Origin of the sequence: Limibacillus halophilus (genome assembly GCF_014191775.1) — a bacterium.
Lineage (GTDB): Bacteria > Pseudomonadota > Alphaproteobacteria > Kiloniellales > CECT-8803 > Limibacillus > Limibacillus halophilus.
The window spans coordinates 69433-90042 of the sequence record NZ_JACHXA010000010.1; the positions used below are offsets into that span (position 1 = coordinate 69433).

The following is a 20610-nucleotide window of genomic DNA, read 5'->3' on the forward strand; positions in this document are numbered from 1 at the left end:
GAGCCCGACATGGGAAGCCTTATCCGTTCAGCAGCACTAGATGCGTCCCTCTGCAATGTCACCTGGAGCGACGGTCATACGACCGCCTTCCCGGCCCTCTGGTTACGCGACCATTGTGGCTGCCCAGATTGCCTGCATCCGGAAACGCATCAGCGGTTAGTGGATACTTTCTCGCTACCGGACGATCTGACGCCCCAGGATCCGCAGGTGGCGGACAATGGGCGGGCCTTGATCCTAACTTGGTCGCCGGAGCGCCACAGCAGTCGGTACGATGCGGACCTGTTGCGGCGTCTGGCCGATGGCAAAGAACCGACCGATCCCGTGGCAAAGACCCTTTGGGACGCCGCGACGCTTGCCGAAGAAGGCCTTGGTGAAGTACCGGCGGAAGGCTTTTTATCCGACGATGACCTGTTGGCCGAGGCGCTGACCAAGCTGGACCGGCGCGGCTTTCTGTTCGTGGAAGGTCTCGATCCAACGCCCGAGGCAACTCAGGCCGTGGCCCGTCGCATCTCCTACATTCGGGAAACGATTTTTGGCGGCTTTTGGGATTTTACCGCCAATATGGAGCACAAGGACACAGCGTACACGACCCTGGAGATCGGGCCGCACACGGACGGCACCTACAGCTTCGACGGTCCCGGCTATCAGATGTTCCATTGCCTCGCATTTGAGGGGACCGGCGGCGAAAGCCTGCTGGTCGATGGCTTCCGCGTCGCCCGGGAAATCCAGGAGCGCGCGCCCGACCTCTATCGGGTCCTCGGCGAAATCGCCGTGCCAGGCCAGTATCTGGATCACGAACGCGGCGTCCATTTGCTGGCTAAAAGACCGGTGCTGCGCCACGATTCGGACGGCGCGTTAATCCAAGTCAGCTATAACAATCACGACCGTGCCGCTTTCCTGCCGGACCGGGAGCGACTGGAAGCCTTTTACGAAGGGCTCCGCCTGTTCCATCGCCTAGCCAACGACCCGGCTTTCCAGATGATCGAGCGCCTGGCCCCCGGCCGCATGTTGATTTTCGACAATTGGCGCACGCTGCACGGCCGCAAGGCCTACCAGGGCAAACGCCGGCTGGCTGGTGCTTACATCAACAAGGAAGACGTTGAGAGCCGCCTGCGCGTGCTACAGCTCAAAGGCGCTGTCTAACGATCTAAAGCGTCACGACGACGCTGCCGAGCTTGCCGGCACTCTCGACCAATTCGTGGGCTTTAGCGCAATCATCCAACGTGAAGGTACGTGCGACCGCGTGGGTCAAGCGACCGTCCAACAACCATCGGGTCAGGTCCTCGATCCCCTGGCGGCGGGCGGCTGGTGTCAGGCGGTAGACAAGCACGATCCGCAAGGTCACGTCCTTGAACAGGAAGTCGGCGAAGGGGAAGGTCGGGTTCATATTGGCGGCCGAGCCATAGGCCGCGATCACACCGTTGGGAGCGATGACCTTTGCCGTCGTCTCCAGGTTCGCCCCGAACTCCAACTCGACGATGCGCTCCACGCCGCGACCATTGGTGATATCCATGACGGCGGTGGCGACGTCCTCGTCCCGGTAGTTGAGGATATGGTCGGCCCCGGCGCTGCGGGCGTGAGCCGCCTTCTCCGGTCCGCTGACCGTCGTGATGACCTGGGCACCACCCAGCTTGGCCATTTGTATGGCATAGCGCGCCACGCTGCCCGCGCCACCCGTGACCAATACCGTTTGACCTTCAACCGGCCCATCGGCAAACACCGTACGTTGGGCGGTCAAGGCAGGAATGCCGAAGCAGGCGCCCGCCTCGAACGCTGTATTGTCCGGCAGCGGAACAGCCTGGATCGCAGGCAGCGCGATATACTCGGCCGCCGTGCCGAAGGGGCGCTGCCACTGGCCGTTCCAAATCCACACCCGTTGTCCGATCCTGGCGCCATCGACGCCGCGCCCGACCGCCTCTATGACGCCGGCGCCGTCGCTATGCGGCACTATGCGCGGAAAAGGCATACCGCCGGGTCGCGCCCCCGAGCGCAGCTTAACGTCGGAAGGATTGACGCCGGAGGCCCTAAGGCGCACCAGAACCTCGCCATCCCTGGGCTTCGGCGTCTCAAGTTCAGCGACCGTCAATACGCTGGCTGCCGAACCCTGGCTATCGTAAAAAGCCGCTTTCATGCTCCTGCCTCTCCCTTACCGGCCTACCCACAAAGACGCCAGCTCTATTGCCCCTTCCATTCGGGCCCCCGCTTGGCAGCGAAGGCCTTGGCGCCCTCCAACTGATCAGCACTGTTGTAGAGCCTCTGGACGGTGGCAAGCTTACCGCCGTTTATCAAGTCCATGGTCTCCTGGAAGGTGCGATTCTCCGCCGTGCGGGCCACCTCCTTGATGGCCGCAAAAACAAGCTGCGGCCCCGCGGCCAGTAAATCGGCGACTTCTCTTGCGCGCGGCATCAGTTGGTCATGCGGTACAATTTCGTTCACCACGCCCCAGTGCTTGGCTTCCTCGACCTCCATCCAACGGCCCACCAAGAGCAATTCCATGGCCACGTGGTAGGGCATGCGTTTGGGAAGTTTAACGGTCGCTGCATCGGCCAAGGTTCCAGCCTTAATCTCCGGCAGCGCAAAACGGGCCTGATCGGACGCCAGGATAATATCGCAGGACAAGGCCAGCTCGAAGCCGCCACCGACCGCCATGCCGTTGACCGCGGCGATAACCGGTTTGTTGAGGCCTGGCAGCTCCTGCAGCCCGCCAAAGCCTCCAACCCCATAATCGCTGTCGGGCCGCACGCCCTCGGCCGCTGCCTTCAGATCCCAGCCTGCACTGAAGAAACGCCCGGTGCCGCCCGTTACGATGGCGACATGCAGTGACGGGTCATCGCGAAACCCAGCAAAGATATCCCCCATGGCACGGCTGGTCTCGTTGTCGATGGCGTTGGCCTTTGGCCGGTCCAAAGTAACCTCGAACACCGCGCCCCGGCGTTCCACCTTGATGGCTTCCTTACCCATTCTTTTCTCCCTTCACAATCCGCATGAATGCATCCACCGCGACCACGCCCTTGCCGTGCGGCCGGACGATGACGGGATTGACGTCCAGTTCGATCAAGCGTCCCGCCTCGGACAAGGCAAACCGCTGGATCGCCTCAACAGCAGCGATCAGCGCCGCCCGGTCCCCCGGAGGCTTGCCGCGATAACCCGCCAATAGCTGCGCCACCTTCAAGCGAGACAGGCCCTCCTCAATCTCGGCCCGGCTGGCAGGCAGGGGCAGCAGCACCGAATCCGCGATCAACTCCACCAGAACACCGCCGGACCCCAACAGCAAATAAGGACCAATCACAGGATCGCGCTGGCAGCCAACAATGACTTCGGCCAAGCCGTCGCCGATCATTTCCTCTACCAACAGTCCACTGCCCATGGGCAGCAACTCCTCGGCCGCGTGGGCCACGCTATCGGCATCCGCCAGGCCCAAACGCACCGCCCCTAGTTCGCTCTTGTGCGCCAACCCCTCGCCCACCGCCTTCAACACCACCGGAAAACCCAGCGCCTCAGCAATCACCATGGCTTCGGCGGCGTTCGCCGCAAGACCGCCTCGCGGTAGAGGGAGCCCGGCTGCTCGCAGGCGCTGCTTGGCCGCCCATTCGCTCATGGACACGGCCTCACCTTTCGTCAGAGGCGGGATGGTAACAGGTTCAGGCCAATCCCGACGCCAAGCATCGCCGATGGCAGCGGCGACCTCGGCGGCGGTCAGGGCCTCCTCGATACCCCCGAAGGGGATCATCCCGCGAGCCAAGATATCCTCGGCCCTGGCTTCCGGCAAATTTTCGGGAAGGGAGGCGACAACAGCGCAACGCCCGCCCGTCCGTCGCGATGCAGCCTCCAATGCTCTTAGCGTGATATCCCAATCGTGGGTCTCGCAACGATCGGCCCGCGGAAAGTCCAGGATCAAGAAACTGAGATCGAAACCGCAGCCCAGCATGGCTGCAAAGGTTTCGGTCATGCGCGTCTCATCGGCCCAGATGAAGGTGTGGTAATCCAGCGGATTGGAGACGTGCACCAGATCGCTCAAGGTATCTTTGACCCGTTGGCGCTGCGCCGGGTCTAAGCTTCGAAACCGCAATTTGCGGCTATCAATGGCATCGGCAATGAGCGAAGCCTCGCCTCCCGAACAACTCATCGAAGCGAGATCGCGGCCCGTCAAGGGACCGCCTTGATGCAACAGCTTCAAGGTTTCCAGGAACGCCGGCACGTTGTGGACACGGCCGATACCCAAACGGCGAAGAAAGGCGTCAGCGACGGCATCAGCCCCCGCCAGCGAAGCCGTATGGCTGAAGGTCAGCGCCGCGGCCGCCTCCGAGCGCCCTACTTTCAGCGCAACCAGGGGCACTCCCCTGGCACGTGCTTTTGCGGCAAGCGTCACGAAAGCGGCGGCATCACCCAGTCCTTCTATATGCAGGCCGATGGCGCTGACGCGGGGGTCCTCCAGCAGGGCATCAGCCATCGCCGCCAAACCAACCTTTGCCTGATTGCCCATGGCGACGAGGAAGGCTATCGGCAGGCCGCGCTGGTTCATGGTCAAGTTGATGGCCATGTTGCCGCTTTGAGTCAGAATGGCCACGCCCCGCTCCCGGCGCTGGCCGCCATGCTGATCAGGCCAGAGTAAAGCCCCCTCCAGGTAGTTAATCAGGCCATAGCAGTTGGGGCCCAGGATCGGCATGTCGCCGGACGCCTCGATCAGTGCGGCCTGAAGGTCTTCGCCCGCCCCGCCGGTTTCGCGAAATCCGGAGGCGTAGCAGATGGCTCCCCCTGCGCCCATGGCGGCCAGTTCACGCACCACCTCGATGGAAAGCTCCCGCCTGACCGCCACGAAGGCAGCATCGGGAACTTCAGGCAGATCGGCCAAAGTTCTGAAGCAAGGCACACCCTCGACTTTCTCGTGGCGTGGATGCACCGGATAAATCAGTCCGCTATAGCCCATGCGGCGGCACTGACGTATGACTTCGGCGGCTTCACGTCCGCCAATCACGGCAATGGAGCGAGGGTGCAAAAGGCGTTGAAAACCGCTCAACTTAGTACCAGCGGGCCGTTCGTCCATGGCGACTCCTCAAGCCCCCTTGGGCCGCAGCAATTCCCGGCTAATGATATGGCGTTGAATCTCGCTGGTGCCGTCCCAGATACGCTCGACCCTGGCGTCCCGCCAGAAGCGCTCGATGGGCAGTTCATCCATCAAGCCCATGCCGCCGAAAATCTGTAGCGTCTCATCGGTCACTTTCGCCAAGGTTTCCGATGCAAAGACCTTGGCCTGAGCAATCTCGCGATTGGCATCCAGCCCCTGGTCCAGCCGCCAGGCGGCAGCCAGTGTCAACCAGTCCGCCGCATCGATCGACGTAACCATGTCGGCCAACTTGAAGGACACGCCCTGGAACTTGCCGATTGGCTGGCCGAACTGCTTGCGCTCGGCAGCCCAATCGACCGCCATATCGAAACATCGCCGCGCCCGCCCGACCGACATCGCGGCAACAGTGATCCGCGTCGCATAGAGCCACGAGTTCATGACGGCAAAGCCGCCGTCCAGTTCACCAAGAATTTGACTGGAAGGAAGCCGGCAATCATCGAACGAGAGAATGCTGTTGTGATAGCCCCGATGCGAGACCGAGTTGTATCCCTTGCGGATTTCGAAGCCCGGCGTACCTCGGTCGACCAGGAAGCAGGTGATTTTCTTTTTCGGGCCGCGTGCGGTTTCCTCCTCGCCGGTCGCCACGAAAACGATCACGAAATCAGCGATATCCGCGTGGCTGATAAAATGTTTGGTTCCGTTGATTACGAAGTCATCGCCGTCGGCCCGCGCAAAGCATTTCATGCCGCGTACATCGGACCCCGCGTCCGGCTCGGTCATCGCCAGCGCGTCGATCCTTTCGCCGCGCACGCTGGGTAATAAATAGCGCTCGCGTTGTTCGTCGTTGCAGGCGCACAGGATGTTCGACGGGCGGCCCCACCAAACCGAAAGCGCCATGGAGGCGCGGCCCAACTCACGCTCAAGCAAGGCAAAAGTCAGATGATCCAACCCGCCGCCGCCGTAGGCCTCCGGGATGTTGGGCGCATAGAACCCCATCTCCATCACCTTGCGCTGGATCTCACGGCCGATCTCCGGTGCGCAGATGCCGCTGCGCTCCACCTCCGCTTCCAGAGGATAAAGCTCTTTCTCGACGAAGCTGCGAACGGTGTCGACCACCATCTCCTGTTCCTGGGTCAAACCGAAATGCATCGCTTGGCTCCTTCCCGCCCCGATGGGGACTACTTGGATTCCGTGTTACCGTCCACCGCCAGGGCTTGCCCCGACACAGCGCTACCCAGGGGCGATGCCAGATACAACACCATACCAGCCACCTCCTCCGGGCGAATGAACCGCCGCAGCGACGAGTCCTTGGTGTAGCGGGCGCGCACCGTCTCTTCGCTGTCGCCAGTCGCCTTTGCCTCGGCGGCGATCACGCGGACCATACGTTCTCCTTCAACCGAACCGGGGCAGATGGCATTAACCCGAATTCCATGCGGGCCCAGTTCGCTGGCCATGGTCTTGGTCAGGCCGATCACGCCCCATTTAGCCGTGGCGTAGGGGCTGCGCCGCGCAAAACCAAAGAGCCCGGCCGTCGAGGAGAAGTTTACGATCAAACCGCTGCCCTGCGCCTTCATCGCCGGAATGACCGCGCGACTGCAAAGGAAACTGCCGTCCAAAGTCACCGCAAGACAGGCACGCCAATCCACTAGCGATAGCTCTTCAAGAGGACCGGTCGGTCCGGCGATACCGGCGGTGTTGACCAGAATGTCGACCCCGCCCAGCGTCTCCTGCGCCTGGGCCATGAAGGCCGTGACCTGAGGTTCATCCGTAACGTCCGCCCGATAAGCAGGGACGTCCGGATGATCGGCTTTGAAGCGCGTCAAGGTCTCCGGCGAAGCGTCGCAGACCGCCACCGAATCACCCTCGCCCAGGAAGCTTTCAGCCAAAACCTTCCCGATGCCACCGGCGCCTGCCGTGATGATGACCTTGCGCATCGTCTTAACCCCCGGATCGTTATGTCTTGTCGCCACGAAGCTGCGCCCGGTACTGCTTTAGAACCGCGCCCGCGCCCCAGTCCTTGGGCTCCAGTGCCTGCATGATCGCCACCAAATTTTCGTCGCGGATGCGCTCGAGTTCTCGAAAGGATCGACCGCCGGCTTGCGCGTCGGTTTGCTCGGCGATGCGTTCGATAAGCTCCTCCGTCATCTCAGGCACGTCCATCAACTTTGTCCAGGGCCATTTCAGGGCCGGTCCGAACTGCGCCATGAAATGGCGCATGCCAGCCTCGCCGCCCGCGATATTGAAGACTTGGAAGGTACCCATCTGCGCCCAGCGCAGGCCGCATCCATACCGGATGGCGTCATCGATCTCCTCGGCAGAGGCTATGCCGTCCTTGACCAACCACAGGGCCTCACGCCACAGCGCCTCCATCAAGCGGTCAGCGATAAAGGCCTCGATCTCACGCCGTACATGCAGCGGTTTCATCCCCAGAGACACATAGAGGGTCTTGGCGCGCTCGATCGCTTCCGGTGCGGTCTTTTCACCGCCGACAAGCTCAACCAACGGCAAGAGGTAAACCGGATTGAACGGATGCGCGACCAGCAGTCGCTCAGGGCGCTTCATCTTTGCCTGCAGTTCCGTCGGCAAGAGGCCGGAGGTGGATGAACAGATCAACGCATCCTCCGGCGCGAGAGCATCCACCTCGGCAAAGAGGTTCTGCTTCAATTCAAGGCGCTCCGGTGCGGACTCCTGAATGAAGGTGGCACCGCTGACCGCCTCGGCGAGATCGGCGGTGATCGTCAGACGACCCTCGCTGGGCCGCCCTTCCGGAATCAGGTCGGCGAAGGCGCGTCGTGCGTTCGTCATGACTTCGCCCATTTTGCGTGCGGCCTGTGGGTCCGGATCGAAGAGAACAACATCGATCCCGTTCAACAGCAGACGCGCCGCCCAGCCGCCGCCGATAACGCCGCCGCCAAGGAGGGCTGCCTTGCCAATCACTGACATGATCTCGGTTCCTTCCCTTACCCGCGTTTCTTGAGCTTGAGTTTCTCGCGCACGGCGTCCGGCCCGAGAAGCTTGACGTTCATGCCGTCAAGGATATGAACCGCACGCTCGACAAGCTGTGCGTTGGTCGCCAACACGCCTCGATCGAGATAAATGTTGTCCTCCAATCCAACCCGAACATTGCCACCGGCCAACATCGCCATGGCAACGTAAGGAAGTTGATTGCGGCCGATGGAAAAGGCCGAGAAAACCGCATCCCTCGGCAGGCGATTAACCAGTGCCATCAACGTCCCTGGATCGTCCGGCGCGCCGTAAGGAATACCCATGCAGAGTTGAACCATGATGGGGTCGTCGAGCACGCCGTCCTTGATCATGTCATGGACCATGACCAAGTGGCCGAAATCAAAAACCTCGAGTTCCGGCCGCACGCCCAGCTCTTGGACCCGGCGCGCCATGGCATTCAAGGCGGCGGGCGGATTGCACATGATGTAATTGCCACCCGCGGCAAAATTCATGGATCCGCAATCCAGCGTACAGATCTCCGGCAATAGCTGCTCCACATGAGCCAAGCGCTCCAACGGTCCAGCGATATCGGTGCCGCTTTCATCCAGCGGCAGAGGTTGCTCGCCCTCGCCGAAAACCAAGTCGCCGCCCATGCCTGCCGTCAGATTCAACACAACATCGACGTCGCTGGAGCGGATGCGATCCACGACTTCCTTGAAGAGCTTCGGATCACGAGACCCACGCCCGGTCTCCGGATCGCGCACATGAATGTGCACTATGGCGGCGCCCGCCTTGGCTGCCTCGATTGCACTGTCGGCGATTTCCTTGGGTGTCACAGGCACCTTGTCACTCTTGCCGACCGTATCTCCGGCGCCGGTGACCGCGCAGGTTATGAAAACTTCCCGGTTCATCACTTTCTCCCTTCGTAGGTCTGCCTTGCCATTTTCCTGCAGGCTTGCTGGACGAGGCGCTTGTGGCCGCAATCAAAACCTGAGATGAAGAAGCTTGTGTTGCAGATTCGGACAAGATTAATGCTAAAACCGCCACATACGCATTTCTTCCGACCGCTTGCCGCCGACCAGCGCCAGCGTGTGGGCCTATTGCTGGTGCCGTCATTCTCGCACATGACACTGGCGGGAATCATGGATCCATTGCGCGCAGCCAACAGGCAGGCAGGCCGGGCGCTATACGAGACCTGTCTGATCTCCACGGATGGCAAGCCGGTAAGGAGCACAAGTGGCTTTGAAATCGCCGTCGACGCGAGCCTTGGCGAGCGCCTGGAACTGGATCAATTGTTCGTGGTTTCAAGCTATGAGGTGGATAAGTTCTGCAAGCCAGCGGTCCTGCGTGACCTTCGTCGCGTCGCGGCCAGCGGCCTGCCTATCGGCGGCATGGAATCAGGTGTCTTCGTTCTGGCGCGCGCCGGTCTGCTAGACGGGTACCGCGCAACGGCTCACTGGGAGGATCTGGACCATTTCGCAACCGAGTTTCCACGGGTCGCGACAGTCGGTGACCGTTATGTGGTCGACCGCAACAGAGCCTCCACAAGCGGCGCTATTCCTACCTTGGATTTCGCAATCCATCTGCTTCGCCAACAACAGGGCTTTGCCCTGGCATTGGAAGTCGCAAGCACCTTCATCTACGAGCAGGAGTCGTCGCCGCGCGACGCGCAACGCATGCTATCGCTGGGCCGTCTGAAATGGGCCGAGCCGCATTTGGCAGCCGCCATCGACCTGATGGAGCAAAATCTGGAACAACCATTGTCGTTGATGAAGCTGGCATCCCGCATCGGCGTCAGCGAACGGACATTGCAGCGCGATTTTCATCGGGTCATGGGGACCTCGCCTGCCCGCTTCTACCAGTGGATCAGACTCAACGCCGCTCGCCGCCTGCTTTTGCAAACCGACCTACCCATGACGGATGTCGCCGCAGCCTGCGGATTCGAGGATCGCTCCGCATTCTCCCGCGCCTTTCGCACAAGATTTGATAACGCGCCTTCTGTCCTGCGCGGCGAAGATCGCAAGCCGCCTAGCGGTTCGGTCCGAAGAGGCTGATATCCAGGTCGCGAATCAACCCGTCCTTCAGACCATAGATCCAACCATGAATGTTCACCTTCTGCCCAGCGCGCCAGGCTGCCCTGATAACCGGCGATTCGGCTAGATTGAGCACTTGCTGGGCGACATTCAATTCACAAAGCCGGTCGCGCCGCTCTTCCTCTCCCTGACAGGAATCCAGGTCGCTTTTGTTGCTGTCGATGATTGATTGGATCGGCGCCAACCAATGTTCCGACAAACCGGTCGCATTCCCCTCCAGGGCCGCGCGCACCCCGGAGCAGCCGTAGTGGCCACAAAGAATAATCTCGCTGGTTTTCAAGCCGTGAATGGCGAACTGCAAGACGGAGCTGCAATTGAGGTCAACCGGGTGCACTTGGTTGGCGACATTGCGGTGAACAAAAATCTCACCTGGGTCCATGCCCACAATCTCGTTGGCAGGTACGCGGCTGTCACTGCATCCGATCCATAGGAACCTGGGGGTTTGTTGTCGGGACAGGCGGCGAAAGAAATCCGGATCGCGCTCGATTTTGCGAGCGGCCCAAATCTTATTGTTCTCCAACAATTTTTGCAGCATGACAAAGCACCTCCTGTCGTAGTCTATAGCAGGTTTCTACCGGATTCTCCCGCCGGTGCACGTAAAATTATGACGCAGTACGATCCGATCTGCGGTAATCGCCTAGAATTAAAGTTTTTTTTACTTTAGTCGGCAAAGATCAACAGGTCGCACCAAGGCGGCAACAGCGAACATACGGAGCATCAAGCGAATGCCGCAGGCATTACAGAAGAAAGAATCCTTTGCCGGGTCCCACCCCTATGCCTGCCTGTTGGCAGCTTGTTTGACGGCGGGGACCATTCTGCTGCTACTCCTAAAAGGGTATTGGTATGCCTTAATCGGCACGCCCGTCGCCATCCTGATCGGACTTGTTGCTTATGGTAGCCTGCGTGTCACGGCTGTCATCAAGGACGAAGACTGGATGGGCGGAGAACACTGACGCGTTCTGCCCGCCTGATCAAAGTGCAAGCAATCATTGTACCATCTGGCGAGGAACCGGAACCTACTCGCGCCCATAGACATCATCGAATCGAACGATGTCGTCTTCACCCAGATAGCTGCCACTTTGAACTTCGATCAACTCCAGGTCGCCCTTTCCCGGATTCTCCAGCCGGTGTTTCGCACCGCGTGGAATATAGGTCGATTGGTTCTCCTCCAGGATAATCTCTCGATCCTCGCAGGTCACCTTGGCGCAGCCCCGCACAACGATCCAGTGCTCGGCCCTGTGATGGTGCAACTGCATCGAGGTTCCCTGCCCTGGCTTGATGACAATGCTCTTAACCTGAAATCGCTCTCCGGAATCCAGAGCATCAAAACTACCCCAAGGGCGATAGACCCGCCGATGAACCTGATGCCGCGTGCTGCCCTCGGCATCCAGTCTGGCCACGACCTTGCGAATTTCCTGCGCCCGCCCACGGTCGGCGACCAGAATTGAATCATCTGATTCGACGACTATCAGGTTCTCGACGCCGAAGACTGCCAGCAGGCTTTTCTCCGACCAAACCAGGGAATTTTTGCTTTCCAACGCAATCACGTCGCCCCGCCCGGCATTCCCGTCCGCATCCTTGTCCAGCAATTGCCAGAGTGCATCCCACGAACCTATGTCGGTCCAGCCCGCATCAAGTTCGACCACCGCTCCCTTGCCTGTTTGTTCCATCACTAGGACATCGAAGGAGCCGGCAGGACAGGCCGTGAAAGGCTCGGAGGCCAGCCGCAAAAAATCGAGGTCGCGCTCGGCGCCGTCCAAAGCAAGTCGGCAGGCGGCCAGTATCTCGGGCGCCAGGTGCTCGAGTTCTGAAAGTAAGACCGAAGCCTTGAAAACGAACAGACCGCTGTTCCACAGAAACCCGCCTTGGGACAGCATGACGGCAGCCCGGTCCGCGTTCGGCTTTTCCACAAAATGGGCGATGCGATGACCTGGGCTCCCATTAATCTGCTCACCGGGCTTGATGTAACCATAGCCGGTTTCAGGGCGATCAGGAGTTACCCCGAAAGTAACAACAAAGCCGTCTTCCGCCAGGCTAACCGCCTGGCCGGTTACCACTTCAAAGGCCTGCGAATTCATCACCACATGATCGGCCGGTGAAATGACCACAATCGGGTCGGCGCCATCCTTTGTAGCCGCCAAGGCAGCCAGGGTGATCGCCGGCGCAGTGTTTCGACCAACCGGTTCCAGAATTATCTCTGCAGACCCCGCCGGCAGCGTCCGAAGCTGCTCGGCAACGATGAAGCGATGCACCTCATTGCAAATCACAAGCGGTGGTGTAGACGCGACCGCAAACAAACGCTCCGCGGTTTGCTGCAACAGGGTTTGCCCGGACGTCAGCGAAAGGAACTGCTTTGGGTAGGCCTGACGCGACTGCGGCCACAAGCGCGTACCCGCACCGCCGCTCAGAATGACCGGAAAGATCGGTGACATTACTGTGTGCGCCCCTGGCAGCGCTCCAGATCGCGAGTCACCATCATTCGGGCCAATTCCTCTAACGGCGTTTTGGCCTCCCACCCAAGAACCCGCTTGGCCTTTGAAGGATCGCCGATCAAGAGATCGACCTCCGCCGGGCGGTAAAACTTCTCGGCCACGCGCACGACACGATTGCCCGTGGCGGTGTCGATACCGACTTCCTGCAATCCGCTACCGCGAAACTCCAGGGACATTCCTAACGCCTCGCTCGCCAGACGTACGAAATTGCGGACCGTCTCCGAACGCCCGGTCGCCAACACAAAGCTGTCCGGCTCGGCGGCAGTGAGCATCAGGCGCATCCCCTCGACAAACTCTCCCGCAAAGCCCCAATCGCGTTTCGCATCAAGGTTGCCCAACTCCAGGCATTCCTGCTGGCCCAGCCGAATACGTGCCAAGCCTTGCGTGATTTTGCGCGTGACGAACTCTTCGCCGCGCAATGGCGACTCGTGGTTGAAAAGGATACCGCTTGCCGCAAACAAGCCGTAGGACTCGCGATAGTTGACCGTGGCCCAATGGGCAAAAAGCTTAGATACCGCATAAGGGCTGCGGGGATGGAATGGCGTCGTTTCACTTTGAGGAACTTCCTGCACCTTGCCAAACAGTTCCGAGGATGAAGCCTGATAAAAGCGGATACCCGGATTGACGCTGCGAATCGCCTCCAGCAAATGAAGTGCGCCCAAGGCGTTGATCTGCGCCGTCGTAATGGGTTGGTCGAAGGAAACCGCCACAAAGCTCTGGGCGGCAAGGTTATAGACCTCATCGGGTTCGCTGCGCTCGATCAAACGGATGCTGGACCCGGGGTCGGTAACATCGTGCTCGACAAGGCTGAGATTCGGATGGCAGTCGATCCCAAGTTCCTTCAAACGCCAGAAATTCGTGGAACTGGTGCGCCGGTGCGTGCCGAAAACCTTGTACCCACAGCCCAGAAGGTGTGCGGCCAGATAGGCTCCATCCTGGCCCGTGATCCCGGTAATCAGCGCAGTTCCTCGCACGAAGCTTCCTTCCCTCGCCGCCTTATTCCGGTCAGCGCCGTACCTGCTGCACTGCTCGACTTGACGCTCCCAACCCTTCTATTCTTGTGCCAAAGAAGCGCTTTCAAGGCAAACGCCTAATGGGTTTGGTGAGACGAGCAACAGCATTCCCGCTTTCAATTCGCGCATAAAACACTAAATTCTGCCGCAAACAAAAACGAACACCCGATGTTTTTCTCTAGTTAGCAGGAGTGACCCTTCTATGGTCGAACGCCTCCCCGTCGGCGATTTACAGGTCGACAACGAACTCTACCACTTCATCAACCAGGAAGCTCTTCCGGGCACAGGCGTGGAACAAGCCGCCTTCTGGAGCGCGCTGGATGGGATTGTCCATGATCTCGCGCCTCGCAATCGTGAACTTTTGAACAAGCGTGACAGCTTGCAAGCCGCCATCGACCAATGGCACCGGGAGCGCAAAGGCCAGCCCCACGATGCCGAGGCCTACAAGGCTTTTCTCTCGGAAATCGGCTACCTGCTGCCTGAAGGCGATAACTTCTCGGTAGAGACCGACAACGTGGATGATGAGATTGCCAAGATTGCCGGGCCGCAGCTCGTCGTACCGGTGATGAACGCCCGCTACGCACTCAATGCGGCCAACGCCCGCTGGGGCAGTCTCTACGATGCGCTATACGGCACGGACGCTATCCCCGACACTGATGGCGCGGTGCGCGGCAGCGCGTTCAATCCGAAGCGCGGCCAAAAGGTTATTGCATTCGCGCGTGATTTCTTGGACCATCGCATGCCGCTGGCCAACGGATCGCACAAAGACGCCACTGCTTACCGCATCACTGACGGCAAGCTGACAGTCAGTCTTGCCGGAGGCGCCAGCAGCGGCCTCAAGGACCCGAACCAGTTCGCCGGATTCCGCGGCGAGGCCGACGCACCGACCGCTATCTTGCTGGTTAATCACGGTCTGCACGTGGAAATGGTTATCGACCGCTCGCATTTTATCGGCAAGACCGACCCGGCGGGCGTTGCGGACCTGATCATGGAATCGGCCCTCACCACGATCATGGACTGCGAGGATTCGATCGCAGCCGTCGATGCGGCGGACAAGGTGGCGGTTTACCGCAACTGGCTAGGGCTGATGAAGGGCGACCTGACGGAAACCCTGGAGAAGAACGGCAAGACCATCGAGCGGCGCCTGAACGAAGACCGGCTGTACAAGTCCGCTAGCGGCGGCGAACTGCGGCTGCCTGGCCGAAGCCTGATGCTGGTTCGCAACGTGGGGCATCTGATGACCATCGGCGCTATATTTGACAAGGACGGCAATGAGATCCCGGAAGGCATCCTGGACAGCATGATGACGTCTCTAATCGCCTTGCATGATATCAGAGAGCGTCGCGCCAACAGCCGCGCCGGTTCGGTTTACATCGTAAAGCCGAAGATGCACGGCCCCGAGGAAGTCGCCTTCGCCAACGAACTGTTCGGACGCGTCGAACAGGCGCTCGGCATGGCGCCGTCGACATTAAAGATGGGCATCATGGACGAGGAACGGCGCACAACCGTCAACCTCAAGGAGTGCATCCGCGCCGCGAAAACCCGCGTCGTCTTCATCAATACCGGGTTCCTCGACCGGACGGGCGACGAAATCCACACGTCGATGGAAGCCGGTCCCGTCATCCGAAAGGGCGACATGAAATCAGCGGCCTGGATTTCGGCCTATGAGGACTGGAATGTGGATATCGGTCTGGCCTGCGGCCTGCAGGGCCGCGCACAGATCGGCAAGGGCATGTGGGCCATGCCGGATCGTATGGCTGACATGCTGGTTCAGAAGATCGGCCACCCGAAAGCCGGCGCCAACACCGCCTGGGTCCCGTCGCCCACGGCGGCCACGCTCCATGCGCTCCATTACCACGAGGTTTCCGTTGCCGAACGCCAGGAGAAGCTGAAATCACGTCAACGGGCCAAACTGGCCGACATCCTCACCATCCCCCTGGCCGACCGCCCAAACTGGTCGAGCGAAGAGATACAACAGGAGTTGGACAACAACGCCCAGGGAATCCTGGGGTACGTGGTGCGTTGGGTCGATGCCGGCGTTGGCTGTTCGAAGGTTCCCGACATCAACAATGTGGGCCTGATGGAGGACCGTGCGACGCTACGAATTTCCAGCCAGCACATCGCCAACTGGCTGCACCACGGAATCTGCAGCGAGGATCAGGTGATGGAAACCCTACGGCGCATGGCTGCCGTCGTCGACAGTCAGAACGCGGGCGACCCGAGCTACCGGCCGATGGCCAAGGACTTCGCCGGCAGCGTCGCCTTTCAGGCAGCCTGTGATCTCGTCTTCAAGGGAACGGCGCAGCCAAACGGCTACACCGAGCCGGTGCTTCATCGTCGCCGGATCGAAGCGAAGCGGAAATTCGCCAGCTAAGGGAAGCGGAAGTTACTGGGCGGCGATTCCCTGTTTTGACGGGGTTTCGCCGCCGCGGTCACTCCTTTCGGCGAATACCCGCTCGAACAAGCTGCCAAACCCGGGCTGCACCTGGCCCACGCCCATCAGGCGCAGGCATTCGGCGAAACTCGCCTGATTGGAGGAGATGACCGGCTTCCCCAGATCCGCCTCCAGTTTCGCAAGGTTCTCGATCGTGCGAAATCCGGTACAGGAGATGAAAACCGCCTCAGCGCGATCATTGTCGACCGCCCTGGCACGGCGATAGGAAACTTCCGGTGCGCATTCCTGAATGTCGGCCGTCTGGACCAAGCCACCCCCCTGCCAAGCCGTGACTTCGATCCCGTTATCCTCGAGCCAGCGTTTCTCGATCTCGGTCACTTCGTCCGTATAGGGCGTAGCCAAGGCAACCCTGCTAATCCCCAAAAGACGCAGCGCCCTGAGCACTGCGGTCGAGGTGGTCGTCGATGGTAGACCACTGGCGTTTTCGATGATGTCTATCAGGCGGGCGTCATAACCCACGCCGCCGACGAAACTGCCGGAGGTGCAGCCAAAGCACATCACGTCCAGTCGGCACTGGGTAAGTTGCTCCGCCGAACGGGCGGCGTCGGTCTCCATTCCCAAAAGCGCCTCGGGTGAAACTTCCTTGAGGTAAACGCGGTTGGCATGAACCGAGACGCCCTCCGGCGCCAGTCTCGCGAACTCTGGCTCCATGACCGTGTTACCGGTCGGCACCATCAAGCCGATCCGTCCACGCCAACCGTACATTGCTGCCTCCTGGCCGGGCTTTCCGGCGCTTACTCCGCCGCGTCGTGCTGCGGCAGGGCTTCCGTCGAGGAACCATGCGACAGGTAATCCTCGATTACACCTTCTTCCATGCCGATCTGCAGCGCGTCGTTCACCCGGTTAAAGAAGCCGCAGAGCGCGGTCCTCACCGTCAATTCGACGATCTGCTCTTCGGTGAAATGCTTCTTCATCTCATCGAAGATCACATCGCGCATGTACTGGGGCTTTTCGGTCACCTGAACCGCAAAGTCACGTACCAGACGATCGACGTCATTCAACCCGGGGCAGTCCGGCTCCAAGATGTTCGCGACCGTCTCAGCGCCCAGACCCTGCTCGACAAGCCGGGGGGCATGGTGGGCCACGCAGTAGGTGCACTCGTTGATTTTGGAGACCACCACCAGCGCAATCTCCAGGTATCGCTTGTCGAGGATCTGCTCATCCTTAAGGTCGAGCAGCAGACCCTGAATGTGCTTGAGGACCGGAGCCCGGTGCGCAAACACCTTCACTTGATTGAGGAAGGGGCCATACTCCTCCGAGAAGCGCTTGTAGATTCCGCGAACGTCCTCGGGAACCTCATGAATTTCAATATCGCGTACCCTCGCCATGATCTCAACTCTCCTTGATGCAAACCTTCATATTACTATGGCGACGGCGGCGGCGGCGAACAAGTCACCGCCCCCAACCCGATCGCCGATATCTCAGCCTTTAAACTCCAAACGCTCCACGACGACATCCTTGCCGTCCTGAACCTCGGTAAGCTGGAAGTCCCTACCCAGCACCATGCCCTCGTTGTCGAACTCGACCGACGAGCTGGCACCGGAATAGTTAATCTCTTCACCGGCGCGAATGGCCTCCAAGCCTTCCAGAACGCTGAAGACTTCCTTCTTGCCGGGCCCGGTCGTTACCTCCCAGATTGCCTTGGCGACCTTTGCCGTATCCGTGGAACCGGCCTTTTCGACGGCCAACAGCAACGATGACATCTGGTCGCGCCCGGCGGTGCCGAATGGGTGTTGCACTTCGCCGGTATCTTCCAGGCCCGCTTCCTGAAGGTACATCGCATAGGCCTTGCTGCCGATAGGGGGAACCGGCACACCATGCAACAGGCCGTTGGCGGCCTCGCCCACGGCCTCCTTGAACTTGTCGCCCGTCGCAATCGACACGGAGATCACCTGACCCTCGTACCCGGAACGGAAGATTTCCTTATAGACCGCCGTAAAGTCGGTGACGTAGGCAGGGATGAAGACGGCTTCCGGATCGCCGGCGATCAATTGCTCCACCTCCGTACGGTAAGACGATTGCCCACCGTTGTAGAAGAAAGGCTCGTTGATTACCTGGGCGCCCTTCGCCTTTACCTTGGCGGCGAAGGCATCGATCATCGACCCGGTGAAGTCGTTGTTCAGCGCCATTAGGGAAAAGGTCTTGAAGCCGCGCCGCAGCGCCAGGTCGGCAATGGCATCGCCCCAGACCGGCGAAAGCGCCTGGAAATTGAACACCAGACCCTTCTCGTCCTTGGCCGGAATGTCTGCCGAGGACGACGTGCACATCTGAATTACACCAGCTTCCTGGCACTTCGGCATGATGCCCAGTGTCACCGAAGACGACCACGTTCCCAGAATTCCGATAACCTGGTTGACGTTGATCAGCTTGTCGGCCGCCCGGACCGCGGTTTCAGGGTTCGTCTCCGAATTCTCCTGGGTCAGCTGCACCTCGCGCCCCAAGACCCCGCCCGCTGCATTCACCTCTTCAACCACCCGGCGGTGCGCCGCCGCGATATTAGGGCCGAAGGGGCCGCCGCCACCGGTATTGGGTGTCAGGCTTCCGACATTTATTGGGTCCGCGCCAAGGACCAACTTTGGCGCAATTGCCGTTGCGGCAAAGGCCGCCGCCGTTCCTTGAAGCGCCCTGCGGCGCGTGATCAGCTTGTTCATTTTCGTTCTCCTCTGTCCCCATTTCCTGGCGGGTAGCCCACCGGTTTCCTCGTTCTCGTGTCGCTAGGATTTTCACACTATGTCATGTTTATTTTTTTGTTAATTACAGTTTTTTCAAGGGTTATATCGAAATTTCTCCTCTGGCATGAGACCGCGGGGGCGCAAGCGGAGTACGACAATCAACAGAACGCCGATCAGAATGATTCGCAGCGCTGATAGCTTCTCCGCGTCCAACCAGATCATGAAATCGCCGAGAAATCGCGTGCCCTCAAGCAGGGCCATGACCACGCCCGCGCCGATCAGCAGCCCCTTGTTGTTACCGGCCCCACCAACGATCACCGACATCCATATGAAAATAGCGACCATGGGCATGAATACATCCGGGCTGATGTTCTGGACGTAGTGGGCATAAAGCGCCCCGCCCAGCCCCATAAAGGCGCCACCCAGGGCGAATACCTGGATCCGGTATCGCAGCACTACCTTTCCCAAGACCCCGGCAACCACATCATCCTCGCGAATGGCGCGCAGGACCCGTCCATAAGGGCTGCGGCGGATGCGTTCGCTAATCAGGAATATGATCAGTACGGTGACGGCAACCAGAGCGAGGTAGAAATAAGCGTATTGGTCACGATCAAGCATTCCGCCCAACGGGCGGGCATCGATACGCAGGCCGCGCGGTCCCTCCGTCAGCCAATCCTCGTTGAGAACGAACAAGCGGACGATCTCGCCAAACCCCAGCGTTACAATCGCCAGGAAATCCTCGCGCAGTCGGATCGACAACAGCGCGACGGCCGCGCCCCAGATCAAGCCCATGACGGGCGCTGCAAGCATGGCCCATTCAACCGGCCACCCTGCCTTCACGCTAAGAAGCCCGCTGGTGTAAGCGCCGATGGCGTAGAATCCGGCGACACCGAAATTCACCATGCCGGTCATGCCCCACTGCAGGTTCAGAGCAAGGGCCATGATCATAAAGAAACCGACATAGGTGGCGATGGAAACGAAGTAGAAGGTCATGACGGCTGCCTCTCCCTCATTTCTTGATCTGCGCCTCGCCGAACAGCCCCTGAGGCCGCAACAGCAAGAGCAATGCAATGATGATAAAACCGACACCGACCTTGTAGGTACTGGGCAGAACCAGAACGGTCAGTTCTTCGGCAATTCCTACCAACAACGCTCCCAGCATCGCGCCGTAGGCAGAGCCGATGCCGCCGAGGATCGCTGCCGCAAAGATCGGAATTGTAAGGTTCCAGCCCAATAGAGGCTCGATCACCAGATCGAGTCCCCCCAGAGTGCCGGTCAACCCGAAAAGCGCGCCGCAATACAGCCAGGTGAAAGCGATGACGCGGCCGGTGTTGATGCCGCGCACCTGCGCGAGCATGAAGTTATCGGATGTCGCCCGCATGGCTTTGCCTATACGCGTGTAGCGAAGGATTGCGTGGGTCAGACTAGCTACAGCCAAAGCCAGACCGATGATCCAAACCTGTTCGACGGTGATGCGCATCCCCGCGAATTTCATCGGACGCGTAAGCGGCAGGTCGAATCCGCGCACATCCGCACCCCAGAATAACCGCACGCCCTGTTCCAGAATTAATGTCAGCGCAATGGAGACGATCAACAGGGTAATCGGCGAATGCTCGCGCATCGGCTTGAACACGATCTCATCGCTCAACCACACCAATGCTCCGGTCACCGCCATACCCAGCAAAGTCGCCAGCACGAGCGGTAAGCCCAGTGTCACATTGAAGGCGAAAACCGCGAACGCGCCGACGGTGATATATCCGCCGATCGCGAAGTTTGGAAACCGCAAGATGCCAAAAAGCATGCTGAAGGCCACCGCCGGCGGACCTATCAATGCGGCATTCACCAACGCGTTGATCAAAACCTGCCCCATCGGC

General features: G+C 60.0%; 19 protein-coding genes. 4 read left to right on the forward strand and 15 right to left on the reverse strand.

Going from position 1 to position 20610, the window contains the following annotated elements; translation table 11 throughout:
* The first annotated feature begins 9 nt into the window (after window positions 1–9).
* Window positions 10–1143 carry a trimethyllysine dioxygenase gene (locus tag FHR98_RS15100; RefSeq protein ID WP_183417565.1) on the forward strand — a complete coding sequence of 378 codons (1134 nt, stop codon included), beginning with the start codon at window positions 10–12 and terminating at the stop codon, window positions 1141–1143.
* Window positions 1144–1147: 4 nt separating this feature from the next.
* Here FHR98_RS15100 and FHR98_RS15105 read toward each other — a convergent pair whose 3' ends face one another.
* From FHR98_RS15105 to FHR98_RS15135, 7 genes are read right to left on the reverse strand one after another with little or no spacing between them, the layout of a single operon-like run.
* Window positions 1148–2131 carry an NADPH:quinone reductase gene (locus tag FHR98_RS15105; RefSeq protein ID WP_183417566.1) on the reverse strand — a complete coding sequence of 328 codons (984 nt, stop codon included), beginning with the start codon at window positions 2129–2131 and terminating at the stop codon, window positions 1148–1150.
* 44 nt (window positions 2132–2175) lie between these two features.
* The gene (locus FHR98_RS15110; protein ID WP_183417567.1) at window positions 2176–2961 is read right to left on the reverse strand and encodes a carnitinyl-CoA dehydratase; all 786 of its coding nucleotides are present in this window, start codon (window positions 2959–2961) and stop codon (window positions 2176–2178) included.
* The gene (locus tag FHR98_RS15115; RefSeq protein WP_183417568.1) at window positions 2954–5044 is read right to left on the reverse strand and encodes an acetate--CoA ligase family protein; all 2091 of its coding nucleotides are present in this window, start codon (window positions 5042–5044) and stop codon (window positions 2954–2956) included. Before FHR98_RS15115 ends, FHR98_RS15110 begins: the two co-directional genes overlap by 8 nt.
* Window positions 5045–5053: 9 nt before the next feature.
* The gene (locus FHR98_RS15120; protein WP_183417569.1) at window positions 5054–6214 is read right to left on the reverse strand and encodes an acyl-CoA dehydrogenase family protein; all 1161 of its coding nucleotides are present in this window, start codon (window positions 6212–6214) and stop codon (window positions 5054–5056) included.
* A 29-nt stretch (window positions 6215–6243) separates the two neighbouring features.
* Entirely contained in the window at window positions 6244–7035 is a 792-nt protein-coding gene (locus FHR98_RS15125; RefSeq protein WP_322091271.1) for an SDR family oxidoreductase, read from the reverse strand.
* Entirely contained in the window at window positions 7019–8008 is a 990-nt protein-coding gene (locus FHR98_RS15130; RefSeq protein WP_183417570.1) for a 3-hydroxyacyl-CoA dehydrogenase NAD-binding domain-containing protein, read from the reverse strand. Before FHR98_RS15130 ends, FHR98_RS15125 begins: the two co-directional genes overlap by 17 nt.
* Window positions 8009–8025: 17 nt before the next feature.
* Window positions 8026–8922: a beta-keto acid cleavage family enzyme gene (locus FHR98_RS15135; RefSeq protein ID WP_183417571.1), complete on the reverse strand. Its 897-nt coding sequence runs from the start codon at window positions 8920–8922 to the stop codon at window positions 8026–8028.
* A 120-nt stretch (window positions 8923–9042) separates the two neighbouring features.
* Here FHR98_RS15135 and FHR98_RS15140 point away from each other — a divergent pair, with 120 nt between their 5' ends.
* Window positions 9043–10065 carry a GlxA family transcriptional regulator gene (locus FHR98_RS15140; RefSeq protein ID WP_183417572.1) on the forward strand — a complete coding sequence of 341 codons (1023 nt, stop codon included), beginning with the start codon at window positions 9043–9045 and terminating at the stop codon, window positions 10063–10065.
* Here the strand turns inward: FHR98_RS15140 and FHR98_RS15145 are convergent.
* Window positions 10040–10639, reverse strand: a complete 600-nt coding sequence (locus tag FHR98_RS15145; protein WP_183417573.1) for a carbonic anhydrase — start codon at window positions 10637–10639, stop codon at window positions 10040–10042. The two genes, FHR98_RS15140 and FHR98_RS15145, sit on opposite strands and share 26 nt — an antisense overlap.
* A 190-nt stretch (window positions 10640–10829) precedes the next feature.
* Here FHR98_RS15145 and FHR98_RS15150 point away from each other — a divergent pair, with 190 nt between their 5' ends.
* Window positions 10830–11057 carry a hypothetical protein gene (locus FHR98_RS15150; protein ID WP_183417574.1) on the forward strand — a complete coding sequence of 76 codons (228 nt, stop codon included), beginning with the start codon at window positions 10830–10832 and terminating at the stop codon, window positions 11055–11057.
* 63 nt (window positions 11058–11120) lie between these two features.
* Here the strand turns inward: FHR98_RS15150 and FHR98_RS15155 are convergent, their stop codons facing one another.
* Window positions 11121–12536, reverse strand: coding sequence for a mannose-1-phosphate guanylyltransferase/mannose-6-phosphate isomerase (locus tag FHR98_RS15155; RefSeq protein ID WP_183417575.1), 1416 nt, complete (start codon window positions 12534–12536; stop codon window positions 11121–11123).
* Window positions 12536–13570 (reverse strand): GDP-mannose 4,6-dehydratase, encoded by a 1035-nt coding sequence (gene gmd / locus FHR98_RS15160; RefSeq protein WP_183417576.1) that lies wholly within the window; start codon window positions 13568–13570, stop codon window positions 12536–12538. The genes FHR98_RS15155 and gmd overlap by 1 nt, the downstream gene beginning before the upstream one ends.
* A gap of 241 nt (window positions 13571–13811) precedes the next feature.
* Between gmd and FHR98_RS15165 the strand changes: the two genes are divergently transcribed.
* Complete coding sequence (locus FHR98_RS15165) at window positions 13812–15983, forward strand: malate synthase G (RefSeq protein WP_183417577.1); 2172 nt, start codon at window positions 13812–13814, stop codon at window positions 15981–15983.
* Window positions 15984–15995: 12 nt separating this feature from the next.
* On the opposite strand, the gene FHR98_RS15170 is transcribed toward FHR98_RS15165, so the two are convergent.
* From FHR98_RS15170 to FHR98_RS15190, 5 genes are all read right to left on the reverse strand, one after another.
* Complete coding sequence (locus FHR98_RS15170; protein WP_183417578.1) at window positions 15996–16769, reverse strand: maleate cis-trans isomerase family protein; 774 nt, start codon at window positions 16767–16769, stop codon at window positions 15996–15998.
* A 29-nt stretch (window positions 16770–16798) separates the two neighbouring features.
* Window positions 16799–17392 carry a carboxymuconolactone decarboxylase family protein gene (locus FHR98_RS15175; protein ID WP_183417579.1) on the reverse strand — a complete coding sequence of 198 codons (594 nt, stop codon included), beginning with the start codon at window positions 17390–17392 and terminating at the stop codon, window positions 16799–16801.
* A gap of 93 nt (window positions 17393–17485) precedes the next feature.
* Entirely contained in the window at window positions 17486–18715 is a 1230-nt protein-coding gene (locus FHR98_RS15180; RefSeq protein WP_183417580.1) for an ABC transporter substrate-binding protein, read from the reverse strand.
* Window positions 18716–18829: 114 nt separating this feature from the next.
* Window positions 18830–19729, reverse strand: a complete 900-nt coding sequence (locus FHR98_RS15185) for a branched-chain amino acid ABC transporter permease (RefSeq protein ID WP_183417581.1) — start codon at window positions 19727–19729, stop codon at window positions 18830–18832.
* Between the two features lie 16 nt (window positions 19730–19745).
* Entirely contained in the window at window positions 19746–20606 is an 861-nt protein-coding gene (locus FHR98_RS15190) for a branched-chain amino acid ABC transporter permease (RefSeq protein WP_183417582.1), read from the reverse strand.
* Window positions 20607–20610 lie beyond the last annotated feature (4 nt).